We start from the raw sequence: 23775 nt of genomic DNA, 5'->3' as shown, positions 1-23775 counted from the left end.
AGATGGAGTTGGTGAGCAAGCGGGGCGCCTTCTACTCCTATGGCGATGTGCGACTGGGACAGGGCCGTGAGAACGCCAAGCAGTTCCTCCGAGAGAACCCGGATATCTGTCAGGCGATCGAGGCGACCCTGCGGGATGAACTGGGTCTGGCCGCTCTGCCCGTTTCCGACGAGGTGCCCGCGGTGGATGCATCGGGTGATGGCGAGGTAGAGGGGGTGCTCGTGGCTGACGCGGCCTGATCCTCCGGTGGGGTCCCGGCTTTCGTCCTGGGCCCCGTCGGAGTTGGGAATGCGGGGTGTGTACCCGCCTCGTCCGGCCCCAGGGCCGACGAGGCGGGTATATTCGTTTTGGATGGGAATGCGATCGGCCGTCCATCCACGCCCTTACGGGATCTTATCCCCGGACGGCCCCGTGCAGACTTGCCTCTTTCCACAAAACCACGTATCTTTGTAATGGTATCGCCCGTTTGCCCTTGTGACGATCACCGGGCGGTAAGGGAAGGGCGCTTGCCCCTCCGGTCCGTCATCGTGTGCTCCGAGTTTTCTCCCACTGGAGCCCACGGTTCGCGTCTGGGCGGCTTTCTCTGGTACGCCGTCGCCATTGCCGATCGCTGGTTGCATCACGTAGACTGGTGGTGTGGGGAGCGATGTGCTCCTTGCGGGTGGACTGAGCGGATCGCCTGGGTTTCCCGGATTTCGGCGTCCCTTTTGCCAGTCGCCCAGGTGGATTATCCCAGATCACAGGGTTATTGAAGTATGCGACGATCTCTCGCCATTATCCTGGCCCTCTTCGTGCTGCTATCCGCGCATCCCGTCTACGGTCGAATCCCGGCGGGGGCGGAGGGGGCGTTGCCGGAGGCGTCACTTCCCTTCGCAGACGCCATTGTGGAGGGGCGGGTCACGGAGGTCACGAGCTTCTGGAATGAAGAGCATACATTGATCCTCAGCCGCGCCACCGTCGCCGTGGAGGAGGTGGTGCAGGGCCGCGTGGACGGGCCGGCCATCTCCGTGATCTACGAGGGGGGACAGGTGGGCGACATCGCCTTGCGGCTCAGCCACGGCGTTCGCCTTGTGGCGGGCCAGCGCGTTCGTCTGCATCTCCAACGGGAGGCTGATGGGGCGTATGGGGTCGTGGGCGGCGAGCGAGGGGTCGAGCAGATCGATGGCGGGCGGGTGAGCGAGCTCCTGGCGCCCTCCTATAGCTACGCGGGCTATCGCTGGTCGGATGCGCAGTTGCCGGTCCCGTACTACATCAATCCGAACACGCCGGATGTCACCGATGAAGAGGCGGCCGTGCGCACGTCCTTCGACACCTGGCAGAACGTGTCGTGCTCCTATATGAGCTATCAGTATCGCGGCAGGACCTCCCTTTCCGGAGCGGCCTTTGACGGCGTCAACGTGGTCTCCTGGGGGCACACGCAGGGATCGCTGGCGACCACCTACTTCTGGTTCTACGCGGAGACGGGCCAGCTGGTCGAGTTCGACATCGTGTTTGAGGATGATTGGCTTTGGGGGACCGGGGGCGAGCCGGATCGGGTGGATGTTCAGAATGTGGCCACGCATGAGATCGGGCATACGTTGGTGCTAGCGGATCTCTACGGATCCGGCGATACCGAGAAGACGATGTACGCGTACGCGTCGTATGGGGAGACGAAGAAGCGCTCATTGCATCCGGATGATATCGCCGGCATCTGTAGCATTTATCCGCAGGATGGGTCGACCCCCACGCCGACGCCGACCGCCACCGACACGCCGACGCCGGTTCCCACGGATACGCCCACACCCACACCGACCTGGACGCCAACTCCCATCCCGACCGATACGCCGACGCCCACACCTACGCCGACCGAGACGCCCACGCCCGTGCCGACCGACACACCTACACCTACCCACACGCCCACGCCTACGCCCACGCCGACGGCCACTCCTACGCCGACCCCGTACTCGGTGGCCACCCTCATTTCGGAGCAGGGGGGATCCCTCGTCTCCCCGGACCAGCAGGTCGAGGTGGTTGTTCCGCCGGCGGCCGTCAACGAATCGGCCCTCCTGGAGTATGTGGTCGTCACCCCCGATCCGGGCGTGCAGGAGGCGGGTCAGTTCGCGGGGGTCAGTTTCCGGCTGGACATGCGCACGATCGATGGGGACCCGATCCCCTCCGCCTCCGTGCCTTATCGGATCGTGGTCTCCTACGATCCGCAGGAGATCGCCGCTATGGGCCAGGAGGAGCGTGATTTGAACTTGGCCTATCGGTGGGAAGAGGGGTGGCAGCGCCTGCTGCCCCAGCCGGGCGGCTGGGTCGACCCGGAAGCGCATCAGCTCATCGCGCAGAGCGATCAATTCTCCGACTTCGCCCTGGTGTTGTATCCGCTCCAATCCAGCTTCCTGCCCATGTTCCTTCAAGAGCGTTAACGCCCCTTCGGAGGAAGCCTTTCGTTTGTCTCTGACCCGTTCGGCCTCGGCCCGCCCCCTGCGGAGAGGGCCGAGATCGGCGATCTGGGGCTCGGCAGATCGGAAGTGGAGCTTTACTTCCTGCCCCGCATGCTCGCGAAGGCGCATCCCTCCGAATCTCCTACTTGTATCTCCACGTGTATCCCACCATAGGGCCTTTTCAAAGTTCGACGTCCATATTGGCATACATGGCGCCTGCAGGGACGAGGCAAGGTGTCGTGTCTGTATACGCGTCTTCTCGGTTTCCCCCGGCACACAACGTGGCCAGACGTACCCCACCCGCCGTTGAGCCCCCTTCTCCCGGGCCCGGGAGAAGGGGGTTTGGGGGATGAGGGCCGTTTTCCCGCGGTCGATGATCAGGGGAATGTCTTGCGTCGGGCGACACGCGGGGTGTTCCTACCACCCCGATTTCCATCACTGACTTTGAGAAAGCCCTGTATCCCATCACCTCTCCATTTGTCTCCCGGGTGTGGTTCGGGCATAATGGCAGCAGATTTTGCTCACAAAATCTCGATCTCACGTCGTATTTGGGTGCTTCTACATGCGCGATTTCCTGCGACTTATCTTCCTGTTGGTGGTCCCGTTGGTTCTCATCGTGGCGGTGGTCGTGTTGGGACTGGCGCTGCGCGAGGCGCTGGCCTCGTGTCCGCCGGACTGCAAGGAGGCCGATCTACAGGAGGCCGATCTGCGGGGTGCCGACTTCCAGGAGGCCGACCTGCGGATGGCGCACATGTCCGGGGCTGATTTGGAGGGGGCGAATCTGCAGGGGGCCAACCTCTTCTTCGCCGAGCTCAAGGGCGCCCGCCTGCGGAAGGCGGATTTGCGGAGGGCTTATCTGCGCGGTGCCCTGTTGCATCGGGCGGATCTGAGCGGCGCGGATTTGCGTGAGGCGGATTTGAGCGGGGCCCGGCTCCTTGAGGCCGATCTGTCCGATGCCGACTTGCGTGGAGCCAACCTGGAGTACACCGAGCTGACCCGGGTGAACCTGCGCGGCGTTGTCCTGGATGAGAACACGAAGATCGATCCCCGGTGGCGCCTGGTCTGGGAGCTGGTCAACCAGGGGGGAGAGGGGCGGGATCTGTCCGGTGCGGATCTGCGAGGGGCTGGCCTGCGCGGCGTGAGCCTGCGCGGTGCGGACCTCCGCCGGGCTGATCTTCGGGACGCCGATCTGCGGGGCGCCGACCTGACCAATGCCGATCTGCGAGGCGCCATTTTGCAGGGGGCGATCCTGGACGACGCGACGCGCATGGACGAGAGATGGCACCTGGTGTGGCGGATCGTCAACCAGGTGCGGGCGGAGCGGGATCTAGAGGGGGCGGATCTCAGCGATGCGTATCTGCGGCAGGCGTACCTGCGGCGGGCGAATTTGCGGAACGCCGATCTGCGCGGGGCTATCCTCGTCGAGGCCGATCTGCGTGGGGCGGATCTGAGCGGCGCGGATCTGCGCGGGGCGGATCTGAGCGGAGCTAGTTTGCATCAGGCCAGCCTGCGCGGCGCGGATCTACGTGGGACCAATCTGACCGGCACGGAGTTACGCAGCGCGGACCTGCGTCAGGCCGTTCTGGACGAGTCCACGCGCATCTCGGACAAGTGGCGGCTGGTCTGGGAGCTTGCTAACGGCGGGGGAGTTGGCCGGGACCTTCGACAGGCGAACTTGAGTTGGGCTGACTTGGCCGGTGTGGATCTGAGCGGGGCGAATCTGGAGGGGGCCCTGCTGCGCGATGCGAACCTGGAGGGGGCCCGGCTGGAGGGGGCCAATCTCGCCGGGGCGAATCTGCGGTATGCGAACCTCCGCCAGGCTGATCTGCGCGGGGCCAACCTCCGGGGTGCCGATTGGGAGCATGCCGACCTGGAGGGTGCGAACCTGCAAGGGGCCACGCTGCCGGACGGGACCGTGGGAGGGTGATCGGATCCCGGGCGCGCCGTGCCGCATCACTCCAGCAGGTGCAGGCGTTCGCCCAGGACGATAAGGAGGCTGATGAGGAGGGTTCCCACCCCTAGCCACTGGCGGCGGATTTGCGGGGGGCCGGATGGCTGGATGGCGTCCCGGATCACCGTTCGATACCAGGGGAGCAGCCCCCAGGGGAGCCGGTCTGTAGGAAAGAATTGGACGGCCACCGTCTCCTCGCCGGGGATCGCGGTGCCGCCGATGGGCGTGCACACGAAGACGATGCTGTCATGGGGGCGGAATCCCAACCGCTGATATGTGCCCAACTCGCGCTCGACCCTCACCCGAATGCCCGTCTCCTCAGAGACCTCCCGTATGACCGCCTCGGCCGGCGTCTCCCCCTTTTCGATCCCGCCTCCGGGCAGTTCCCACACCCTGGGATCCGTGCGCTTGACCAGCAGAACCTGTCCATCTTGCAGGACCACCGCTTGTGCAACCGTATACCGCTTCCGCTGCTCGGTGAGCGTGGAGCGGATATAGAATTTCCAGTAATCGGAGATCGCGGAGGCGATCTGCCGTGCCTTGTACCGGAACCACTTCGTCCGCCGGGCGATCGTATTACCAGCTGATCGGAGAAGTCGGGGTGCCTCAAGCGGGCCGGGACGGAATCCCAGGGCCCACAGGAAGGCATCCAAGGTGTTTCCGGAGAGGTTACCCACGGTGATCATGCGGATCAGGATGCGGATATGCTGACTGACCTCGGGGCCGTAGGTCTCCTCCAGGCGTCGCTCCGCCTCTGGGGATGGGCGCCCCTCGGTCTCAGCGTAGTGTTGGGCGTAGATCAGCGCGATGACCTCCTCGGCGGGGATGGCTCCTAGATCCCCGGCCAGCAGCGCTTGGATCTCCTCTGGGGGGATGTTCTGCTCCAGCGCCAGCCGGGAGTGATAGTATGTGCAGTAGCGGCAGCCGTTCACGCCGGTGACGGCCAGCATGATCCGCTCGATGAAGGCGCGACTGATGCGCTCGTCATGGAACGCGGCCCGGATGTCCGCGCGATGGCTCAGCAGGTAGCGGACATCATCCCAGAACCGCCGCCAGGTATACGTGCGCCGTGGGAATCCACGGAATGCCGATCTCGGGCTCATGAGAATATTGTACGCTCCCTTGTGCAAACCGCCAAAAGCACAAAAGCCCGGCTTCCTCGAGGAAGCCGGGTTTCCAACGGCCTACGCTCCGGTGGGCAGTCCCCGTGGGTCCTCGTCGAATGGGGTGACGTCGCTGGTCTGCACCAGCCAGGCTAGCATCTGCGACTCCATCTCCGCCCGGATGTTCGCGTACTCGGACTCCTCATAACGATTGTGTAGCTCCAGTGGATCCTCCCGCAGATCGTACAGCTCGCAGACGCCTGTGGGGCGATAGACCAGCTTGTGCGTGCGCGTCCGCATCATCACCGTGCGTCCGACGCTGTCCGGGTGGTCCTGTTGTACCTTGCCCTTGGGGTAGTAGATATGCCTTTCGTCACGAGCGAAGACATCGCGATGTGGCCATCCCTCGAAGCAATGGGGCTCGTGGCGTGCGTAGCCCCCCTCGCAGAAGACGGCCCGGTCAGGATCGCCCGGCGCGCCTTGAAGCTGCGGGACGAGGCTGCGGGCGAAATGGGTGTGTCGCGGCTCGATGTCGGCCAGCTCCATGACCGTCGCCATGATGTCGAATAGCTCTACCGGCTCGGGAACGATGTGTCCGGCCGCGCCGCCGGGCGTGCGCATGATGAGCGGCACCCGGGTGATGACGTCCTCCATGGCGCTGGGCCACTTCTCCACCAATCCGTAGTCGCCCGCGTAATCGCCGTGGTCGGAGAACACGAAGACGGTAGTCTCATCCTCTAGCCCGCTATCCGCCAGGGCATCCAGCAGTTGCCCTAACAGATGATCGATGAAGCTGGTCATTCCCAGGTAGATGGCGTTGATGCGTCGGAAGTCGGCCTCGGTGAGCTGATCCAGTCGTCGGCTGCGCCGGATGAGCTCGAAGTAATCCGGCTTGTTGGGAAGCCCGGCCGGGCGTAGCGGCGGCAGCGACTCCGGATCGATCTGATGGTGCCACGGCTCCGGCGCGCCGTAAGGCGGGTGAGGGAACACCAGTGGCAAGTAGAGCAGAAACGGCCGTTGGGGCTTGCTGCGCAGGAAGCGGATGGCCGCCTGCACGTTCGCGTAATCGGTGTGCTCCTCCAGTGGCTTGGTGCATGGGGTGGTGAGGAAGCTGTAGAAGAGCGGGTCGTCAGGCGGGAAGGCGGGGAAGTCCCACGGCCGCCCTCCGTGCGAGGTAGCCGTGGTCACGCAGTCGGCAAAGGTCTCGGTGGCTAGCAGGTCGTTCCTCCCGAACCAGATCACGTCGTAGCCAGCCTGGCGTAGATAGCGCAACAGGTTGGGCTCGTCCGGCCGGAGCAGGTGCCAGAGCGTGCGGTGGCCGCGCACGTGGGGATACCAGCCGGTCATCAGGCTGCAGCGGGAGGGTGAGCAGACGGGATGCTGCACGTGGCATTGGTCGAAGCGCACGCCCTCCGCCGCCAGCGCGTCCATGTTGGGCGTGACGGCGTTCGGATGCCCATAACACCCGACGCTCTCCGCGCGCAGTTCATCGGGCATGAAGAAGATGAAGTTCATCGCAATCCCTCCATGGGGCCCCAGGGGGCCAGGGCTACGGTGCCGTATGGGTTGAAGATCAGTTCGTCCCCTTGATCGGCCGCGAAGCGCCACATCCGCCGCACCAGCTCCCGCTTGATCCCCTGGTATTCCGGACGGCCGGCGACGTTGACCATCTCATGCGGATCGTTGCGCAAATCGTACAGCTCGTCGAAGTCGAAGCCGTTGTAGACGTACTTGAACTTCCGCGTCATGACGACGCGCTGGGTGTAGTACAGCTCCACCCCGTTGAACTGTGTATAGAAGGTATCCGGCCAGTCGTCGAGCGCCTCGCCCTGCAGGAAGGGGACGAGGCTGCGGCCGGTGAGCCCCTCCGGCACGGGGACGCCAGCCAGCTCCAGGAAGGTGGGCGCGAAGTCAGCCAGCGTGACGAAGGCATCGATCTCACGGCCGGGGTTGCGGATGCCTTTGGGCCAGCGCATGACGCAGGGGACGTGATACGCCTCGCGGAACGCGGGCACGCCCTTCATGTAGAGGCCGTGGGCGCCGCAGTAGTCGCCGTGGTCGGAGAGAAAGATGACCAGCGTGTCCTCGGCCTGGCCCGTCGCCTCCAGCGCGTCCAGCACCTCGCCCAGGAGGGCATCCATCATAGTGCAGTAGGCCCAGTAATGGGCGATGGATTCCCGCACCTCGTCCTCGGTGAGTTGGCTCCAGTACTGACGGCGCATACGCTGGTACACTCGCGGCTTATCCTCCAGCGTATCATGATAACTCGGCGGGAGGGGGATATCCTCGGGATCGTACATGCGGGCGAAACGTTCGGGCACGATGAAGGGATCATGAGGGCCGACGGGGCCGACGAAGAGCACCCAGGGATCATCCCCTTGTGCGAGCTCCGGCAGCGCGTCCACCGCGGCCTTGACCACGGCGTAATCCTGCAATCCTTCGTAGCCTTTGGGGCCGCCGTCGGGGATGGCGCCGTAGAGCTGGTAGTGGCCCCAGCCGGGGCGCAGGATCTGGCCGCGACGGCGGGGGCCGATCTCTTCGGGCTCCTGCGCCCGTCTGCGCCATTCCTCTGGCCTGCGGTGGTGCTGATAGGCGCAGCCCTTTCCCGCCGTCACGATCAGCTCGTCCCAACCGCGATCGGCGGGGCCTTCCTCGTTGCTGACGTGCCACTTCCCGCTGTAGACCAGGCGGTAGCCGGACTGACGCAGCAACTCGGAGAAGGTGACCACGCCCGGGTTCAGCCCGAAGTGGATGGCCGTGGGCGTGCACACGTTGTTATAGACGCCGTGGCGGCTGGGGTAGAGGCCGGTCATGAAGGTGGCGCGGGAGGGGCAGCAGTGCGCGTAGGGGGCATACGTCTGGCGAAAGAGGATGCCCTCACGCGCCAGCCGATCCGCGTTGGGGGTCATACAGGGATGGCCGGGCTCGACCACGGCCCCCTGCTCTTGGTCGGTCATGAAGATGAGGATGTTGGGGCGATCGGACATGATGCCTCCTTACAATCAAAACAGTTGCGTATTTGGAAAACGCAGGTTATCATCAAAATCTAGCTAGAAATGTGATGGGAGAGGGATAATGGACATTAAGGTTCTCGCCGAAGGCGAGGTGTTACGGGAAGCATATCAGGTGTTGTTGCAGCATCTGAGTCCGTCTAAGGTCGCTCGTTTCTGGGCCAATTGGCAAGTAGGACATGGTGATTACCTGCGTTGGCGAGACGAGCACTTTCGCGATGAAACGGTAACGACCCTATACGAGAAGATCAAGGCTTATCAGGAACGTCGATAATGGGCTCTCTAACCTGGGATAATCCCTTCAACGGCTGCTCGATCATGTCGCAGGGAATGGCTTGCCAGCGGCTCTCGCGATGGGCCAATCGCAGCGTCACCACCTCGAAGGGGGCGAGGCTCAGCGGGAATCGCTCCTCCCGCCACCGTAGCTCCCCTTTACCCCCGCGGCCGTGACGATCGACGACGCGAACGATGTATCCATCGCCGTCCTCAGCCGGCTTCAACGCCGTGAGTTCCATCTCCGGTGATGTGATCTCCATCAGCGAGGCCACGGGCGGCAACTCCCCCTCATGACAGTGCATGGTGATCGGCACGAGGGGAAGGTTGAGTTCCCGAGCGCGGTGGACAACCCCTGCATCTCGCCAATCGCCCACATGGGGCCGGAGCACCAGGGTGAATTCCTGCTGGCCCTGATCGATCCAGTCGTAGCGATGCTTGGTGCCGATGGGGTGGGGGATGTGGTAGGCGTAGGGCGGGCTGCGCAGGATCGTCAGCCGCATCACGCTGCCCCGCACATCGCAGCCATATTTGCCGTCGTCGAGCACCGCCAGCCCGATCACCTGGTCAGGCTGATCCCGGGCCGGGCCGCTGACGTCCATCCACATCTGGGTGGGGACCTCGCTGCCGTCGCAGGGGCGGCAGCACCAGCCGAAGGGGATGTCGTGGGCGGCCTGGGGGGCATCGGTGGGCACGTCGAAGGCCAGCTTCAGCATGGTCCAGTGTCCCTGCCAGGTCAGCCAGTTCCGCACCAGGATCTCGGCCTCCCCCCGGCGCAGGATGATCTGTTGTAGCCAGACGTTCTCCTCGTGATGGCGCTCCACCAGGATCGAGGCCTGGAGGGGGCCGTTGTCGCAGACGGTGATCCGAGCGTTTCCGAAGGTGCCGATCACCTGGTCGAAGCGCCGCACGCCGTGGGACCAGGTATCGCTGGTGTCCTTCAGCACCTGGGGCACATTCCACCCATCCGGGCCCACCAGCTCTAACCCGCTATCCTTATCCACGCAGGAGATGATGTTCCCCGTGTCGGGGTCCAGACGGAGGATCAGACGATCGTTCTCCAACGTGGTCGTCGTCGCCCACACGTCCTCCTCGTCGATGGCGGCTCGCGGGGCGTTCGGCATGAATCGGTAGACGCGGTATCCCAGAGGGGGTAGCTTGGCCTGGAAGACGAGCCGTTTGATGCCACGGCGCGGGGTGGAGAGGGCCTCGTGAGTCTCGATCAGTTGGTATGGGACGGGATGGCCTTTCTCATCGACCAGCCCCCAGCCTTCAGCCTCCCAGGGGCGCCTGTCCGTCCACGGCTCGTATTCCACGTATGGCGTGATGGGCTCGGCGAACGGATTGAAGAGCACCACCGTGCCGCCGGGGCCGGCGGTGTTCACCCGGGCGGCGATGGCACGACCGGCGTCGTCGGCGATCTCCCGGGCGCCCAGGATGACCCGACCGAAGGCCATGATGGCCTCGTCCGTCGCCTCCTTGATGCACGTCCCCCCCAGCGTGTCGTGGAACTGGTTGAAGCAGAGGTCATGCCAGAGGGCACGCAGCCGCTCCCTGGGCGCCGGCCGATCGGCCCACAGCTCCGCCAGGGCGGCCATACGCTCCGCCACCAGCAGGCTGCACTCCGCCTGGCGGTGGGCACGCTTCAGCTCGCTGACGACGGAGTAGCAGCCGACGGCGTGGAACTGCAGCTCCTCGGCCACCACCGGCAGGGCCTCCGCCTCCGGCGCGATGGCCGCGAAGTAGGCCTCGGGCGAGCTGAACCGGATCTCCACATCGTCGCGGGAGCGGGCGATAGCCTGGATGTTCTCGATCTGCTGCTTGGTGGGGCCGCCTCCGTGGTTGCCCACGCCGAAGAAGCACATGGTATGGGAGAGCTGCGGTGGGGTCGCCTCGATGGCCTCCGAGATGTGCTCCGAGTGGTCCTGCGGCCGGGTCGCATAGGAGGGGATGATGCGGAAGGCCAGCACGCGGTTGCCGTCGGGCGCCTGCCACCAGAAGACGTTGGCGGGAAGCTCCTTCTCGTGGGGGCCGGGCCGCATAAAGACGTAGGCGTCGAAGCCGCATTTCTTGAGGATCTGGGGCAGCGTGCCCGCGTGTCCGAAGCTGTCCACGCAATAGGCGATGTGCGGCTCCACGCCCAGATGCTCGCGCATGTAGATCTTGCCCAGCAGGATCTGGCGCACGAAGGATTCACCCTGAGGCAGGTTCATGTCCGGCTGGACCACCATGCCGTTGACGACATGCCATCGCCCCTGGTGGATAAGGGCGAGGATCTGGCGAAAGAGCTCGGGGTTCTCCCACTCGATCCACTGGTAAACCTGGGCCTCTCCTCGAGTGAAGTGGAAATCGGGGTACTCGTGAAGCCGATCCACCGCCGACTGGCTGGTGGCCAACGCTTCGGCCCGGCCCTCCGTCCAACGCCAGAGCCACACGGGATCCAGATGGGCCTGACCGATCATGTGTACGGTGATCTTCCTCATTGTCTCCTCGATAATATGGCAAGGTTGGACTCGTTCATACTAGCATAGACGACAACATTATGGCAATGACACCCTTGATGTGACCGCTCTCGGATAGGAGATGATGGCAGGTGAGGGCTCCCATCTGTGCTGTTCGGTGGATGTGCATGGGGCGGCCACAAGGGCTGCCCCTACGTGAGCAGCTCATGTAAGGGCGGCCCTTGTGAGCCCCTCATGCGTTTATCGGCACAATGCGAGAAGGCCGTTGAAGCAACGATTGCACGGACCTATCCCTTGATGCCGGTGATGGTGATACCCTCCACGAAGGTCCGCTGTACGAAGAAGAAGATGAGGATCACGGGGGCAATGGTGGCCGTGCTAGCTGCCATCATATAAGGCCACATCAGCTCCTCCTGGAAAGCCGTTCGGAATTGCCGGAGGCCAAGAGCGATGGGGTAGAGGGACTCATCGCTCAGATAGATCAGAGGCCCCAGGAAGTTATCCCAGGCGGCCATGAATTGCAGCAAGGCTACCACCGCGATGGCTGGCTTGGCCAGGGGCAGGATGATGCGAAGGAGGATGCCCAGATGGGAACAGCCATCCACACGCGCGGCATCCGATAGCTCCTGCGGGATGGTTAAATAGAATTGACGTAATAGGAAGATGTAATAGGGCATTCCCAGATAGGTAGGGATGATCAAGGGTTTATAAGTATTCAACCATCCTAGCTCCTTGAAGATCAGGTAGAGGGGGATCATGCGCACCTGGAAGGGAATCATCATAGCCGAGATGCAGATGAAGAAGAACACATCGCGGCCGGGCCATTGGATGCGCGCGAACCCATAGGCCACCAAAGAGTTCGAAAGCACTACGCCGAGAACGCTAGACAAGGCGTATTTCAGCGTGTTCATGGTATATAGCCCGAACGGGCGGGCGGATAACGCCTCTGGATAGTTCGCGAGGCGGATAGGATTCGGTATCCAGATGGGGGGTACGTGGTAAACCTGTGGATCGGTCTTGAGCGAGGTGGAGATCATCCACAGGAGCGGACCTGCGAAGATCAGGCTTAGGGCGATCAATAAGACATATAGCAACGTCCGCTGAATGATCTTGAGGAGCGGGATGCTGAACCGCCATTGTTTAAGAATGGAATCTTCCCGCATGGTCTCACTTCGCTGCATCGTATCAGCCTCCTAAAGTGAAACTCTAGCGATGACCATCAAAGCTCTTCCCCGGCGTAGTAGACCCAGCGCGCGGATGAACGAAAGATGAGGACGGTGAACGTGACAATGATGATAAACAAGATCCATGCCAGCGCGGACGCATACCCCATCTTGAAATATTGGAAGGCGTTCCGGTACAGGTAGATGCTATAGAATTCCGTTGCCTCGTGAGGCCCGCCTTCGGTGAGCAGCCAGCCTAGGGTGAAATATTGGAACATGCCGATCATGCCCGTAAGCATGACGAAGAGGATGGCCGGCGTGCACATGGGGATCGTCACATGCCAGAACCGTTGGAAGGCATTGGCGCCGTCGACCAAGGCCGCGTCATAGAGCGATCGAGGCACGTCCTGCAGGGCGGCCAGGAAGATCACGATGGCCGTGCCCTGGGACCACATGTGGATGAGGATCAGCGATGGCTTGGCCAGGTGCACGGATGATAGGAAGGGGATCACACTGAGCCCCATTCCTTTCAGTAAGGAGTTGATGAGCCCGTAGTTCGTATTGTAGACCCAGCGCCACACCTCGGCTGAGGCCACCGCGGGCACAAGAGAGGGAAGGAAGAAGATCGTCCGGAATACGGGACGGATCTTGATGTCCTTATTGAGCAGGGAGGCCAGGAGGAAGGCCGTGGCCAGCCCCGCTGGCACCCCGATGAAGACCAGGAACAGGGTGTTCCACACAACGGTGCGGAAGATCGTGTCCTTGGTGAGCAGTTCGAGATAGTTCTCCAGCCCGATGAAACGAGGTGGGCGCAGGACGTCGTAACGCATCAAGCTGTAGTACAGGGAGGCGATGATGGGATAGATCGTGAAAGTCATATATCCCACCAGCCAGGGAGAGATGAAGCCGAGTCCGGTCAGAATAGCCTTGATTCGTAACCGATTCGTACGCCATCGTGTCGCGAGCATAGTCTGTCCCTCGTGACAAAGAAAATGAGGGGCGTCCTCCGCGGACGCCCCTTGTCCTGGAGACGCTTTTATCCGACGAGATCCGGGAACTGCTTCCTCAGCTCCTCGGTGCACGCCTGCTGCAGATCCAAGGCGGCCTGCTCCGGGGTCTTGTCGCCGTAAATGACCGCGTCGAACGCCCGGCCACGCTCCTGATTCACAAAGGCGTCGATGGGGATCACTGGACCAGCCCAGAGCTCATCCGCCTCCGATACTGACTGAAGGTACCAGGATAACCCGGCGTACTTCTGCGCCTCGGGGCGTTTCGGATCGTAGAACGCCTTGCGGCCCGGGAGCCAGCCCGTCGTCTCGAACATGATCTCCGCGACCTTGTCAGTGGTCAGGAACTCAATGAACATGAAGGCTTCCTTCGGATGTTTGGCACCGTTGGGGATGTAAGCCGGATGGCCGCCTACGGATTGGAACTTAACGTTGCGCCGCTCCTCCGGCCGCGGCGCCCAGCCGACGCCGAATTCTTTGTCCGGTGCGGAATGGGCCAGCTCGCCGGGCGCGTAGTAGCCGGTGACGATCGTGGCTTCGACCCCGCTGGGGAAGCTAGCCGACGGGCTCTGCGTCCAGCCGCCATAGCTGTCGCGGAAGGCCTCCATCTTCTCCACGCCGACGTAGTCGTAGAACTTCTTGATCGTCTCCAGGGCCCTGATGAATCGCTCATCGTCGAAGTAGAAGCTCATTGTGTCCTGATCCCACACCTCAAGGCCGTAGGTGACGCCCCAGAACATGGGGATGTTCGTGCGGGGGCCAACGCCGGCGGTGGCATCTCGCGGGTCGAAGCCCACGATCTCCAGATTTCCGGCCTCGTCGAACTTGGTGAGCGCCTTGTGCCACTCGAACATCTCATCCCAGGTCTGCGGCAGGTTCGCCTCGTCCAGGCCGGCCTCGGCGACCAGGGCCTTGTTGTACATCAGGCCATAGCGAGGTCCACATTCCAACGCGGGGACGCCATAGGTGGACCCTTGCCACGTCATAGACTCGAAGAGCCCGGAGACGAAATCCTCTTTCTTGATCACCTCGCTGGCGGCGATGTAGTCGTCCAGCGGGATCACGGCCCCGCGAGCGTAGAGCTGTGCATACGCAACGCAGCAGACGCCCACATCAGGAGGCGTCCCTCCGGCGATGGCCGTCAGCAGCTTGTCGTTCATTTCCGGGACGTGGAGGCGCTTGATGCGGAATGGCTTGTCTTCCCTACTGTTCCACGCCTCTTCCACGGCTGTTAAGGCTGCCATTCCTGTGGTGCCGCCCCAGGAATGCCACCACTCCACTTCGGGCAGCTCAATTTCAGCCACCTCAGGAGCAGGCTTCTCCTCCTCGGCAGGGGCTTGGGGTGTGGGCGCGGCGCACGCGGCCAGGAAGGCTCCTCCTAACCCGATGGCGCTCCAACGGAGAAAATCCCGTCTGCTAATGCGCTGAGTGGACATGGTATCCTCCTTCCTTTCCTACTTTCTTCTTGGGGGCTTAGACGATGAAGTCGCTCGCTTGTATTTGGGGAGCAAGCCGTGAACGTCGGAAGAGACCTTGGTGCGTGCCTAGGGAATCCCTATGTTTGAAGTACGGCGGATAATAAGACGAACGAGGCTTGTGGGCATCGTTTGATCCCTCTATAATATAACTTGATCTCTTGGAGGGAGTCCGGACATAAATCGGACATTCGAGCGGACATGGTAACCAGAGAAGAATTCCTTCTACATTTGCGGAATGCGCTCAACCACCTATACAATCCGGAGCGTTTGCGCCGGAACCCGCTGGCCGCCCTCTTCGGCGTAGCGGAGCGGTTCGATACAGCCTCGGCTCTGCAGCGAATCCTGATCGACGCGATCGAGGCGCTGAAGCCGCCCCCTGGCGAGCCGCCTCAATCGCCGGCCTGGCGTGTTTACGAACCGCTGTTTTATCGATATGTAGAGCAGTTAAGCGCCAAGGAGGTTGCGGATCAGTTGGGAGTGACGGAGCGCCATCTCCGGCGCTGGCAGAACGCCGCCCAGGAGACGTTGGCCGATCTTCTGTGGGAACAGTACGGACTATCAGAGGGATTGGAAGCCGTATCGCATCGGCCTTTGGATCATGATAGCCGAGATACGACGTTAGAGGCGCTTGAGCGGGAGCTCGCTTGGTTCCGGGAGTCGCGGGGCGTGAATTTTACCAATCTGGCACAGGTACTCCCCACTGTGCTAGATCTGGTCCAAAGGCTGGCTGAGCGGTATCGTGTGCGCATTGAGACTTCGATGGTGGACGAGTTACCAAAAGTGGGGATCGCTTCCGTGGCTCTGCGTCAGATCCTGATCAACCTGTTCAGTGTGGTGATCCCTCGAGCCGAAGGCGGCGATGTGGAGTTCTCAGTCCGACCTCTGCATTGGGACATCGAGATGCGCATCCGGTGTCCCCAATACCCCTCTGGCCCTAAGCCGCCCCAGAAGGACGACGCAACGAACCTCAACACCGCTTCCCATCTGGCCGAACTTTGCGGTTGCGTCTTAAACCTCTCAGCGGATATTCGTGGGTTCGACGCCACCCTCATCGCACCCGCCCTTGAACAGGTCCCTGTCCTGGTCATCGATGACAGTGCAGATGCTCTGCAGCTATTCCAGCGCTATACCACGGCCACCCGGTATCGCCTGGTGGGCACGCGGGACCCGGAACAGGGCATCTCTCTTGCCACCCAGATCTCGCCCCAGATCATCGTCCTGGACGTGATGATGCCCCACCTGGATGGCTGGGAGGTCCTGGGGCGTCTCCGGCAACACCCGGCCACGAGCTATATCCCCATCATCGTGTGCACTATCCTGGCCCAGCGGGATCTGGCCCTGCTCCTGGGCGCGAGCGACTTCGTGCGCAAGCCCGTCACGCGGTCTGCTTTTCTAAGCGCGCTCGATCGCCAGCTCGATCGGATGGGACCAGGGCCTCGCTGACTGCCTCGATACAGGCCGCCAGATCTCGCATGGACAATCCGCCGCCGCGTGTCACGTGCAACATATCGCTCACGATGGGCTGGCCAATCGGGCCCCTCGATGAGATGGCGATGACCGGGATGTCCCGGATGGAAGGATCCCGCTGTTTTTCGCGAAGGACCTGAAACCCATCCATCCCTGGCAGGATCAGATCCAACAGCATCGTGTCGGGGCGTCGCGCTCGTAGCAGATCCAACGCTCGCTGGCCGTCGTTTGCGCGGAGTACGCGATAGGAGCGGTCTGCGGAGGCGATCATGCGGGAGAAAAGGCGTACTACCTCGGGCTCGTCGTCCACGATCAGCACGCTCTCCACCTCTTCCCCCAGATCCTCCAGGGCGGACAGTAACGTCTCCCGGTTCACCGGCTTGACGAGGTATTGCACGACGCCGAGTTCCTTGGCCGCGGTCCCCTCGTCCGGGACCCAACATGCGATGACCGGCGTCCCATAGGGGAGATCGGCTAGGCTGTCGACCCCGTCTTGTCCCCCCGATATCTCCGACGGGGGAAATTCGTTGATGATCAGCGCTCGGGCTGGCATACGGTGCAACTCTTGCTTGGCCTCCTCGATGGTGCGTACGGGGATGATCTCGGCTTCCTCAAGATAATGCCGCAGCCGTCGTTGTAAGGATCCCTGACGCTCAAGCAGCACGAATCGAGGGGGCAACTCTGGGAGTGGGGCCTTTGAGCGTCTCATCCGGGTCTCATAAGGCTGATAGGGGTTGAACCAGCGCAAGGCATCACTCTGTGCTGGCGTGGTGGCTATCGGCGTGTGCAAAGGCAGGCTAAAGTAAAAGGTCGTCCCCTCGCCCACGGCACTCTCCAGCCACATCCTGCCGCCATGCATCTCCACGAAGCGCTTGCTGATACTCAGGCCTAGGCCGCTGCCCCCATGGGCCCGCCGGATGGAATTGTCCAGTTGCTGGAATGGCTCAAAGATCTTCTCCTGCTTCTCCGGAGGGATACCTGGCCCCGTATCGGCGACGCTAACGATGATGCTGTCATCTTCGCGCCATGCCCTTACCTGAACGCCCCCCCGCTCAGTGAAGCGACCGGCGTTGCTCAGGAGATTGAGCATCACCTGACGAATACGCGTTTCGTCGCAGAAGACGGTGGGCAGGTCAGATGGTACATCCACCTTCAGATAAAGCCCCTTGGATTCGTAGAAGGCTTGCACGGCGATGGTCGCCGCGTGGATGATCTCCTGGAGCGAGACCCATTCCTTGCTCAGCACCATCTTCCTCGCCTCGGCTTGGCTCAGGTCCAACACGTCATCTACAAGCTGGGCCAGGTGCTGGCTGTTCCGTTGGATCGCGGCGATATCGGCCAGGAGCGCTGGCGGGAGCGCGTCGCCGTAGATCTGCGGGGCCTGGGTGATCATCTCAGCGAAGCCGATGATCATGTTGAGGGGCGTACGCAACTCGTGGCTGACATTGGCCACGAACTCCTCCTTGGCCCGTCGCGCCTCCTCAGCGATCTGATACATTGCCTTTAGACGATCGGATAGCCTGGCCAGTTCGCAGTTGGCATGAAGCAGATCTTCCTTGACCTGTTCCAGCTCCAGGCGTTGGTTTCGCGCCTCTTCCATTTGTCGCCGCGCCTGTTCGAAGCCGAGGAGGGCCCATTGGGTGATCGTGTACAGCGTGCGCGTGGCTGCCCATCCCAGTAGCCCACTGATCGCCCCCCCAGTCGCGATGCCGAGGCTGTAGGAAAGAGGTAGAGGGGGCGCGAGCCATCCGCGAGCGAGCCCCCACGCCAGGATCGCCACGCCGCCCTCGGCGATCAAGCCGGCTGGCCAGCCTAGGGTGACCACGGCCAGCATGGGGAGCAGGGCTAGGCCGAACCCCAACATGGGCTCGTCCAGGAGGTAGATAGCCAACATGAGCAGACCGACCAGCGCTCCCTGCCACACTATCTGGGTGAGCAGGAGCTCTTTCTGAAGCAACCACAGGGCGAGCAGGCAGACGAGCATCGCCAACGCGAAGAGGGGAAAGGTCACCAGATCCGTGGGGGTGGGGCGCTTCATGGAGACCGCCGCCATGAAGAAAGCGGAAATGCAGAAGGTGGCGAGAATCAGATTACGCGTGGACGCGTAGAGCACTTCCGCAGAGGATTGGGCGAACTCGGGCGCAGCTTTAGGTGACGTCAGCAGGTGATACCACATGCTTCCCTCCACTAACCGTTGACCTCACGCGACTGGCCTCATTCTTTCACCGGCCAGAGTTCCAGGTGGTCCCCTCGCAGGTGGGCGCGAACGCGCCGGCCGATGCGCAGTTGCTCGATGATGTGCGGGGGCAGTCGCACGCGTCCATCCTCGTCCACGATCAGGTACTCGTCGAACATCGTCCTGCCGCGCCGCACCCGCTCAAAGGATGTGCGCCCATCCCGGATCTCCACCGCCCGATCGGTGTGCTGGGCAACCAGCAGGTCGTGGGTCACGATGACGACGGTGACGCCGAAGGCGTGCCCCAGATGCCGGAACAGGTCGATGATCTGGGCGGCCGTCTCGCTGTCCACAGACCCGGTGGGCTCGTCGGCCAGCAGGAGCGCGGGGCTGTTGGCCAGGGCGATGGCGATGGCCACCCGCTGCTGTTCCCCGCCGGAAAGGGCCATCAGGCGATGATGGGCGCGATCCTCCAGGCTCACCGCCTCCAGCAACGCCCAGGCCCGGGATAGCTGCTCGTGCCGGGGAAGCCCGGCCAGGCGCATGGGCAGACAGACGTTCTCCAGCGCCGTCAGGTAGGGGAGGAGGTTGCGGGCGTTCTGTTGCCAGACGAACCCGACCACCTCCCGGCGATACCGCACCAGTCCGGCGTCATCGAGGGACAGCAGATCGATGTCTCCCACCGTGACCTTGCCGGATGTGGGGCGGTCCAGCCCGCCCAGGATGTTCATCAGGGTGCTCTTCCCCGATCCGCTGGGGCCGACGATGGCCAGCACCTCGCCCTCGTACACCTCCAGGTTCAGCCCGTTCAGGGCCAGGGTTTCCACGCCGTCGTATTGATAGATCTTCACCAGCTCTTCGCAGATCACCAGGGGCGTGCTCATCTCATGCCTCCCCCAGCCGCAAGATCGCGTAGACCTGCAGGCGCCGCAGCATCATCATGGTGGTCACGAGCCCGGCTAGCAGGATCAGCGCCAGGATCAGGTACACGCGGGCCATCAGTCCCCAGGGAGTGACGATCTGGAAGGGCGGGACGGCCTCCCGGGCGATGATGCTGACGCGCAGGAAACGGGTGAAGAGATCGGAGCTGCCCACCCCTAGCGCCGTGCCGGTGAGCACACCCAGCCCCACCAGGGTGATCTGCTCCACGGCCAGCAGGGCAGCCAGCTGCCCGGAGAGGAGTCCCTGTGCTCGCAGGACGCCGAACTGCAGCATGCGCGCCCGGATGGTCACATAAGCATACAGGAGAAACCCCAGGACGCTGAGCAATGTGGCCACGATGAACCCGACGGAGAGCGCCCCGAAAAGCCCTGTGCGCAGCGGGTCGTCGCCGCGGATGCCCGCGAGCTCGTGTCCATCCGCCAGGTTGAGCGTGTCTCCCAGGCCGTTCAGGATCGCCTTCACGCGCTCTCGGGCGCGCTGGCCGCCCGAGATCTTCAGCCACGCCTCCCCGGGCGGGAACCCCGTGGCCTCCTGGACGTAGTTCAGGTTCGCGACGACGAAGTCCCCCTTCGTCGGATCCAGCGTGGGGAAGTAGCGGATCTCCCCCAGGAAGACGAAGTCCACGCGTATCCCGTCCACGTCCATGTCAAAGGAATCGCCCGGCTGCAGTCGGTACCGACGGCCGAAGCCCTGGCTGGCCCATACACCCCTGGGGTTTTGCCGCAGGACGTCCAGCAGGGCGGCCAGGGAGGTGGAGGCGAAGTCGTCCCGCCACCACGCGGCCTCCGCAAAGGTCTCTGGGTCCACGGCCAGCAGGGTGCCCTTCGCCCGGACCTCGGCGGGCCGCCCTACCAGACGGACGCGCAGGGCCGGACTGACCGCCCGCACGCCGGGCAGCGAGGTGTACCAATCCAGTGGCTTGATCTCCCAACGCAGCGCCTCGAAGTTGAAATGGCTCACGCGTAGATCCGTCCCCGCGCGGTAGAGAGCCTGATGGGCGTAGTTCAGGTCGAAGGTGCCCGCTACGGAGGCGGTGAACAGCCCCAATGCCAGCGTGAAGATCAGCAGCAGGAGCAGGCTCCCGTAGGCCACGTCGCTGCGCCGGCTCAGCTCCCGCCAGGCGGTGACCAGGATCAGCCCATCCGAGTGAGCGGCCATCCACGCCAGGCCACGCAGGAGCCACGGCGCCACGCGCAGGAAGAAGAGCCCCAGCCCGGCGGCCGCCACCACGGGCGTGGCCAGCAGCAATGGATCGATCTGAAGCTCGCCGCCCGACCCTCGCGTGACGATGGACCCGCTCTGGGTCAACGTGCGGTAGCCGATCGCCGCCAGGATCAGCAGCAGGATATCCAGGTAGACGCGATGGGCCAGCCGGGTTTCCCGTGGGCGGGCGCGACTTTGCTTCACCGTCACGATGCTCTCCCGGGAGGCCCGGATCACGGGCAAGAGGATGGCCAGGCCGGCTAGCAGCGCGGTCAGTAGCACGTACCCGCGAATGGCCGGGCGCAACGTCACGGGCACCGAGCGAGGCAGATCGAACCGCAGGAAGCTGCTGGCGTGGGCGATGGCCTGGGCGACCGGGATCGCCAGCGGGGGCACGATCAGGACGGCGAGCAGAGCCAGGGCGAATATCTCGAAGACGTAGAGGAGGAGGATCTGAGAGGTGCTGGCGCCCCGGCTCTTGAGCACCCCGATCTCCTCTCGTTGGGTGAACACGATGAGGCTGGCCGCCATCACCACGTAATAGAAGGCGATGCCCACAACCGGCGCGCCGAAGAGCAGGAGCATCGCTCTCAGAACGGCCGTGTTCTTCCGGTAATCCTGGAGCGCGTTGTCCAGCGTGGTCAGAAACTGGATATCGTCCAGCTGGCTGGTCACCAGGAATCGGTAGCGGTCGATGCCCGCCAGGACGGCCGCGGCGTTGTCCACGGTGATCTGCCCGATGTCCAGGTTGTACACCCAGGTGAACTCCGCCTGCGCCGGGACGATGGCCACGGTCAGGGCGCGAAAGAACGTCTCCTCGGGGACCAGAAAGCTCTCGTCCAGGAAATGCGGGGCGTAGTACAGGGCCCGGGTGTCCGGTTGGGCGCGCGGCGCGGTGATGCCCACGACGCGCACCCACACGCCCTGGGGCCGCTCCTGCCCCTGGAAAAGCTCCAGGCGGACTCGATCCCCGACGGACAGCTTCATCTTCTCCGCGAAGTCGCGGGTGATGAGCGCCTCCAGATCCCGCTGGGGATCCCGTACCGGCTCGGGCCATCGCCCCTCGACGACATCCACCAGCCCCTGGTAGTCGGCGTAGAACTGTACCCGGGCCCGGGGGAGGTTCACATAATTGCCCCGAGCCTGCTCTCCCTCGCGCACCATGACCAGCGATCGCGACAGGCCGTGGCGACCCTGGACGGTGATCGGGATCCCGATGGCCGTCGGGATCTGCTCCGAGAGGAGCCGGGTGGTCTCCTCATAGCTTCGGGGATCCACCAGCTCTCGGGTCCCCTTGACGATGAGATCGTACCGTGTCTGGGCCTGCGACAGCCGATCCCGCAGGACGGCGAGGCCGGCAGCCTCGGCGTAGAGGATGCTGGCGCTGACGACGAGCGCGGCCAGCAGCACGCCCAGGGCCAGAGCGAGGCGATGGCCGAGGTTCCCCCGGACACGGAAATAGGCGATGGCGATGAGATTGGACAGCGAGTACATACGACTATCGCTCCAGTTCCCGACAGACCACCCGGGAAAGGCTGCCGCTGAGCGCCGCGCCGCAGGGAAGGGGCTCCAGCTCCTGCGCCAGGACGTCGGACAGCCACGCGGCCTCCGCCTCCGATGGCGGCATCCCGAACGTCGATTCGAAATCCGCCCCATCGAACCACTGCCAATAGGCGTCCCATCCCGCTCGGGCGACCAACCATCGGCTGAAGGAGGCGCCCTCCACCACGGAACGGAGGATATCCGCCGGCGGGGAGGTCCAGCTCACGTCAAGCGCCTGCTCCAACGGAAGCAGCTGGTCCCTCTGCACGAGCCACGTGACCCAGGCGTCGCTCTTCTGGTGGATGGACACGGGGAGCATGTCCATCTCCTCCAGCGCGTACAGGGCCACGCCGCCGGACGCGAAGATCGGATCCGGCTTCCCCGCGATGAGAATTCCCAGCGCGAGCCCGGCCATCTCGGTGTCCACGTACCCGTTGTAGGAGAGCTGCAGGTGCCCGTCGACCGGGAGGGCGGGAAGGTTCCCCTCTTGCAGCACCTCCACCTGGATCGGCTCCGGTGGCTCCCGGCGGAGGAAGCGGGTCAGGACAGCGTATTGCTCCTCGAGGAGATTCTGCAGCTTCTGGATCTGCTCCGGGCTGGCGTCCGAGCGGTTATCGATCTCGAAGTGAGGGCTGGAGACGCGCTCGACGCTTCGGCTGAGGCCGATCCGGGTCAGCCGGAATGCCTTGGGGAGCCAGGCCGGCGCGTACTGATAGGCCATCAGCCCGAGGAAGGCGACGAGTATGATCGCCGCGATCCCCCATCGCGCCCATCCCTCTCCTGTTGCCTTCGCGTCCATGATGCGGTCCCTCTACGTTTCCATCGGCGTCAGGTTACGCTATGCGGAAGGTTGTGTTCCTCATAGCAGGTGGAGCTCCCACGCTCCACCTGCGGTCAACAAGCTTCACAATGCGGTCCCCATCATTTAGATGCGGCGATCCGGAAGGCCAGCCGGTTCTCCCCCAGGCGTTGGCCGGTCTCGCTCAGCAGCTGCACCCGCAGCTCGTAATCGCCCGATGGCAGGCTCAGGTTCGTGATCGTCGTGATCTCCTGGGAGGCGTCCGATTGAACATCCACACGCTCCTGTCCTCCCATCACGGAACGATCGCCCATGCGGATCTCCCAGCGTAGCATGGCGCCCGGGAAGGGACGGTGCAGGTCGTTCACCACCCACAGGGTGAACCAGAACCGCGTGGGGTCCCGGTAGACCCATGTGGCCCGGTCCAGGCGGTCGGGCAGCGCGGCGTCGATGCTGGGGAGCACCGGTTGCATGGCCGTCCGCAGATAGGCGTAGCCGAGCTTGGGGCGCCGGTAGTAGTCGACAACGGCCCATGTGATGCTCGGCCAGTCATCCACGAACATGAACTGGAAGATGCCCTGGACCTGATCGTATTTGCGGCGGCGGTATGCCTCCGTCGCGAAGCGCAGCAGGTTGGCTTGGTACGCCTGCGAGTTGGAGACGAACGCCTCGATGGTATCCCCCCGATCGATCCGGGCGATCTCGAAGGTCTCCTGCGGCTGGAAGTCATGGAATTCCCAGCGCTGTCGCGCCTCGCCGCTGTTGTATGCCA

General features: G+C 63.4%; 16 protein-coding genes and 1 pseudogene. 5 read left to right on the top strand and 12 right to left on the bottom strand.

The annotated features are described in order from the left end of the window. The 3 genes and pseudogenes from GXP39_02425 (at position 1) to GXP39_02415 (ending at position 4353) form a co-directional block, all read left to right on the top strand. Positions 1 to 134 (top strand): annotated as a pseudogene (locus GXP39_02425) (DNA recombination/repair protein RecA). Positions 135 to 755: 621 nt separating this feature from the next. Then, a complete protein-coding gene (locus GXP39_02420) occupies positions 756 to 2408 on the top strand; it encodes a matrixin family metalloprotease (protein ID NOZ26891.1) in 1653 nt (550 codons plus the stop codon). 580 nt (positions 2409 to 2988) lie between these two features. Then, positions 2989 to 4353: a pentapeptide repeat-containing protein gene (locus GXP39_02415; protein ID NOZ26890.1), complete on the top strand. Its 1365-nt coding sequence runs from the start codon at positions 2989 to 2991 to the stop codon at positions 4351 to 4353. A 26-nt stretch (positions 4354 to 4379) separates the two neighbouring features. On the opposite strand, the gene GXP39_02410 is transcribed toward GXP39_02415, so the two are convergent. From GXP39_02410 to GXP39_02400, 3 genes are all read right to left on the bottom strand, one after another. Continuing rightward, positions 4380 to 5480, bottom strand: coding sequence for an NUDIX domain-containing protein (locus tag GXP39_02410; protein ID NOZ26889.1), 1101 nt, complete (start codon positions 5478 to 5480; stop codon positions 4380 to 4382). Between the two features lie 81 nt (positions 5481 to 5561). Further along, entirely contained in the window at positions 5562 to 6995 is a 1434-nt protein-coding gene (locus GXP39_02405) for a sulfatase-like hydrolase/transferase (protein NOZ26888.1), read from the bottom strand. After that, positions 6992 to 8467 carry a sulfatase-like hydrolase/transferase gene (locus tag GXP39_02400; GenBank protein NOZ26887.1) on the bottom strand — a complete coding sequence of 492 codons (1476 nt, stop codon included), beginning with the start codon at positions 8465 to 8467 and terminating at the stop codon, positions 6992 to 6994. The genes GXP39_02405 and GXP39_02400 overlap by 4 nt, the downstream gene beginning before the upstream one ends. 88 nt (positions 8468 to 8555) lie before the next feature. On the opposite strand from GXP39_02400, the gene GXP39_02395 reads away from it, so the two are divergent. Then, positions 8556 to 8765: a hypothetical protein gene (locus tag GXP39_02395; GenBank protein ID NOZ26886.1), complete on the top strand. Its 210-nt coding sequence runs from the start codon at positions 8556 to 8558 to the stop codon at positions 8763 to 8765. On the opposite strand, the gene GXP39_02390 is transcribed toward GXP39_02395, so the two are convergent. The 4 genes from GXP39_02390 to GXP39_02375 all read right to left on the bottom strand — a co-directional run bounded on the left by GXP39_02390 (position 8740) and on the right by GXP39_02375 (position 14832). After that, positions 8740 to 11247, bottom strand: a complete 2508-nt coding sequence (locus tag GXP39_02390) for an alpha-mannosidase (protein NOZ26885.1) — start codon at positions 11245 to 11247, stop codon at positions 8740 to 8742. The genes GXP39_02395 and GXP39_02390 overlap by 26 nt on opposite strands. Positions 11248 to 11513: 266 nt before the next feature. Beyond that, the gene (locus GXP39_02385) at positions 11514 to 12389 is read right to left on the bottom strand and encodes a carbohydrate ABC transporter permease (GenBank protein NOZ26884.1); all 876 of its coding nucleotides are present in this window, start codon (positions 12387 to 12389) and stop codon (positions 11514 to 11516) included. A gap of 56 nt (positions 12390 to 12445) precedes the next feature. Further along, a complete protein-coding gene (locus GXP39_02380) occupies positions 12446 to 13357 on the bottom strand; it encodes a sugar ABC transporter permease (protein NOZ26883.1) in 912 nt (303 codons plus the stop codon). Positions 13358 to 13425: 68 nt separating this feature from the next. Then, the gene (locus tag GXP39_02375) at positions 13426 to 14832 is read right to left on the bottom strand and encodes an extracellular solute-binding protein (GenBank protein ID NOZ26882.1); all 1407 of its coding nucleotides are present in this window, start codon (positions 14830 to 14832) and stop codon (positions 13426 to 13428) included. A gap of 240 nt (positions 14833 to 15072) precedes the next feature. Between GXP39_02375 and GXP39_02370 the strand changes: the two genes are divergently transcribed. Beyond that, a complete protein-coding gene (locus GXP39_02370; GenBank protein NOZ26881.1) occupies positions 15073 to 16317 on the top strand; it encodes a response regulator in 1245 nt (414 codons plus the stop codon). Here GXP39_02370 and GXP39_02365 read toward each other — a convergent pair. The 5 genes from GXP39_02365 to GXP39_02345 all read right to left on the bottom strand — a co-directional run. Further along, complete coding sequence (locus tag GXP39_02365) at positions 16250 to 18517, bottom strand: response regulator (protein NOZ26880.1); 2268 nt, start codon at positions 18515 to 18517, stop codon at positions 16250 to 16252. The two genes, GXP39_02370 and GXP39_02365, sit on opposite strands and share 68 nt — an antisense overlap. A 38-nt stretch (positions 18518 to 18555) precedes the next feature. Continuing rightward, positions 18556 to 19389, bottom strand: coding sequence for an ABC transporter ATP-binding protein (locus GXP39_02360; GenBank protein NOZ26879.1), 834 nt, complete (start codon positions 19387 to 19389; stop codon positions 18556 to 18558). A 13-nt stretch (positions 19390 to 19402) separates the two neighbouring features. Continuing rightward, positions 19403 to 22156, bottom strand: coding sequence for an ABC transporter permease (locus GXP39_02355; GenBank protein ID NOZ26878.1), 2754 nt, complete (start codon positions 22154 to 22156; stop codon positions 19403 to 19405). 4 nt (positions 22157 to 22160) lie between these two features. Beyond that, on the bottom strand, positions 22161 to 23003 hold the full coding sequence (locus GXP39_02350) for a hypothetical protein (GenBank protein NOZ26877.1): 843 nt from the start codon (positions 23001 to 23003) through the stop codon (positions 22161 to 22163). Positions 23004 to 23125: 122 nt separating this feature from the next. Then, a partial coding sequence (locus tag GXP39_02345) for a glycoside hydrolase family 2 (protein NOZ26876.1) occupies positions 23126 to 23775 on the bottom strand: 650 nt, incomplete at its 5' end.

This window comes from Chloroflexota bacterium (assembly GCA_013152435.1).
In the GTDB taxonomy this organism is placed as follows: Bacteria; Chloroflexota; Anaerolineae; order DUEN01; family DUEN01; genus DUEN01.
Note: the sequence above shows the minus strand (reverse complement) of the source record. Positions and strands in the feature narration are given on the sequence as shown.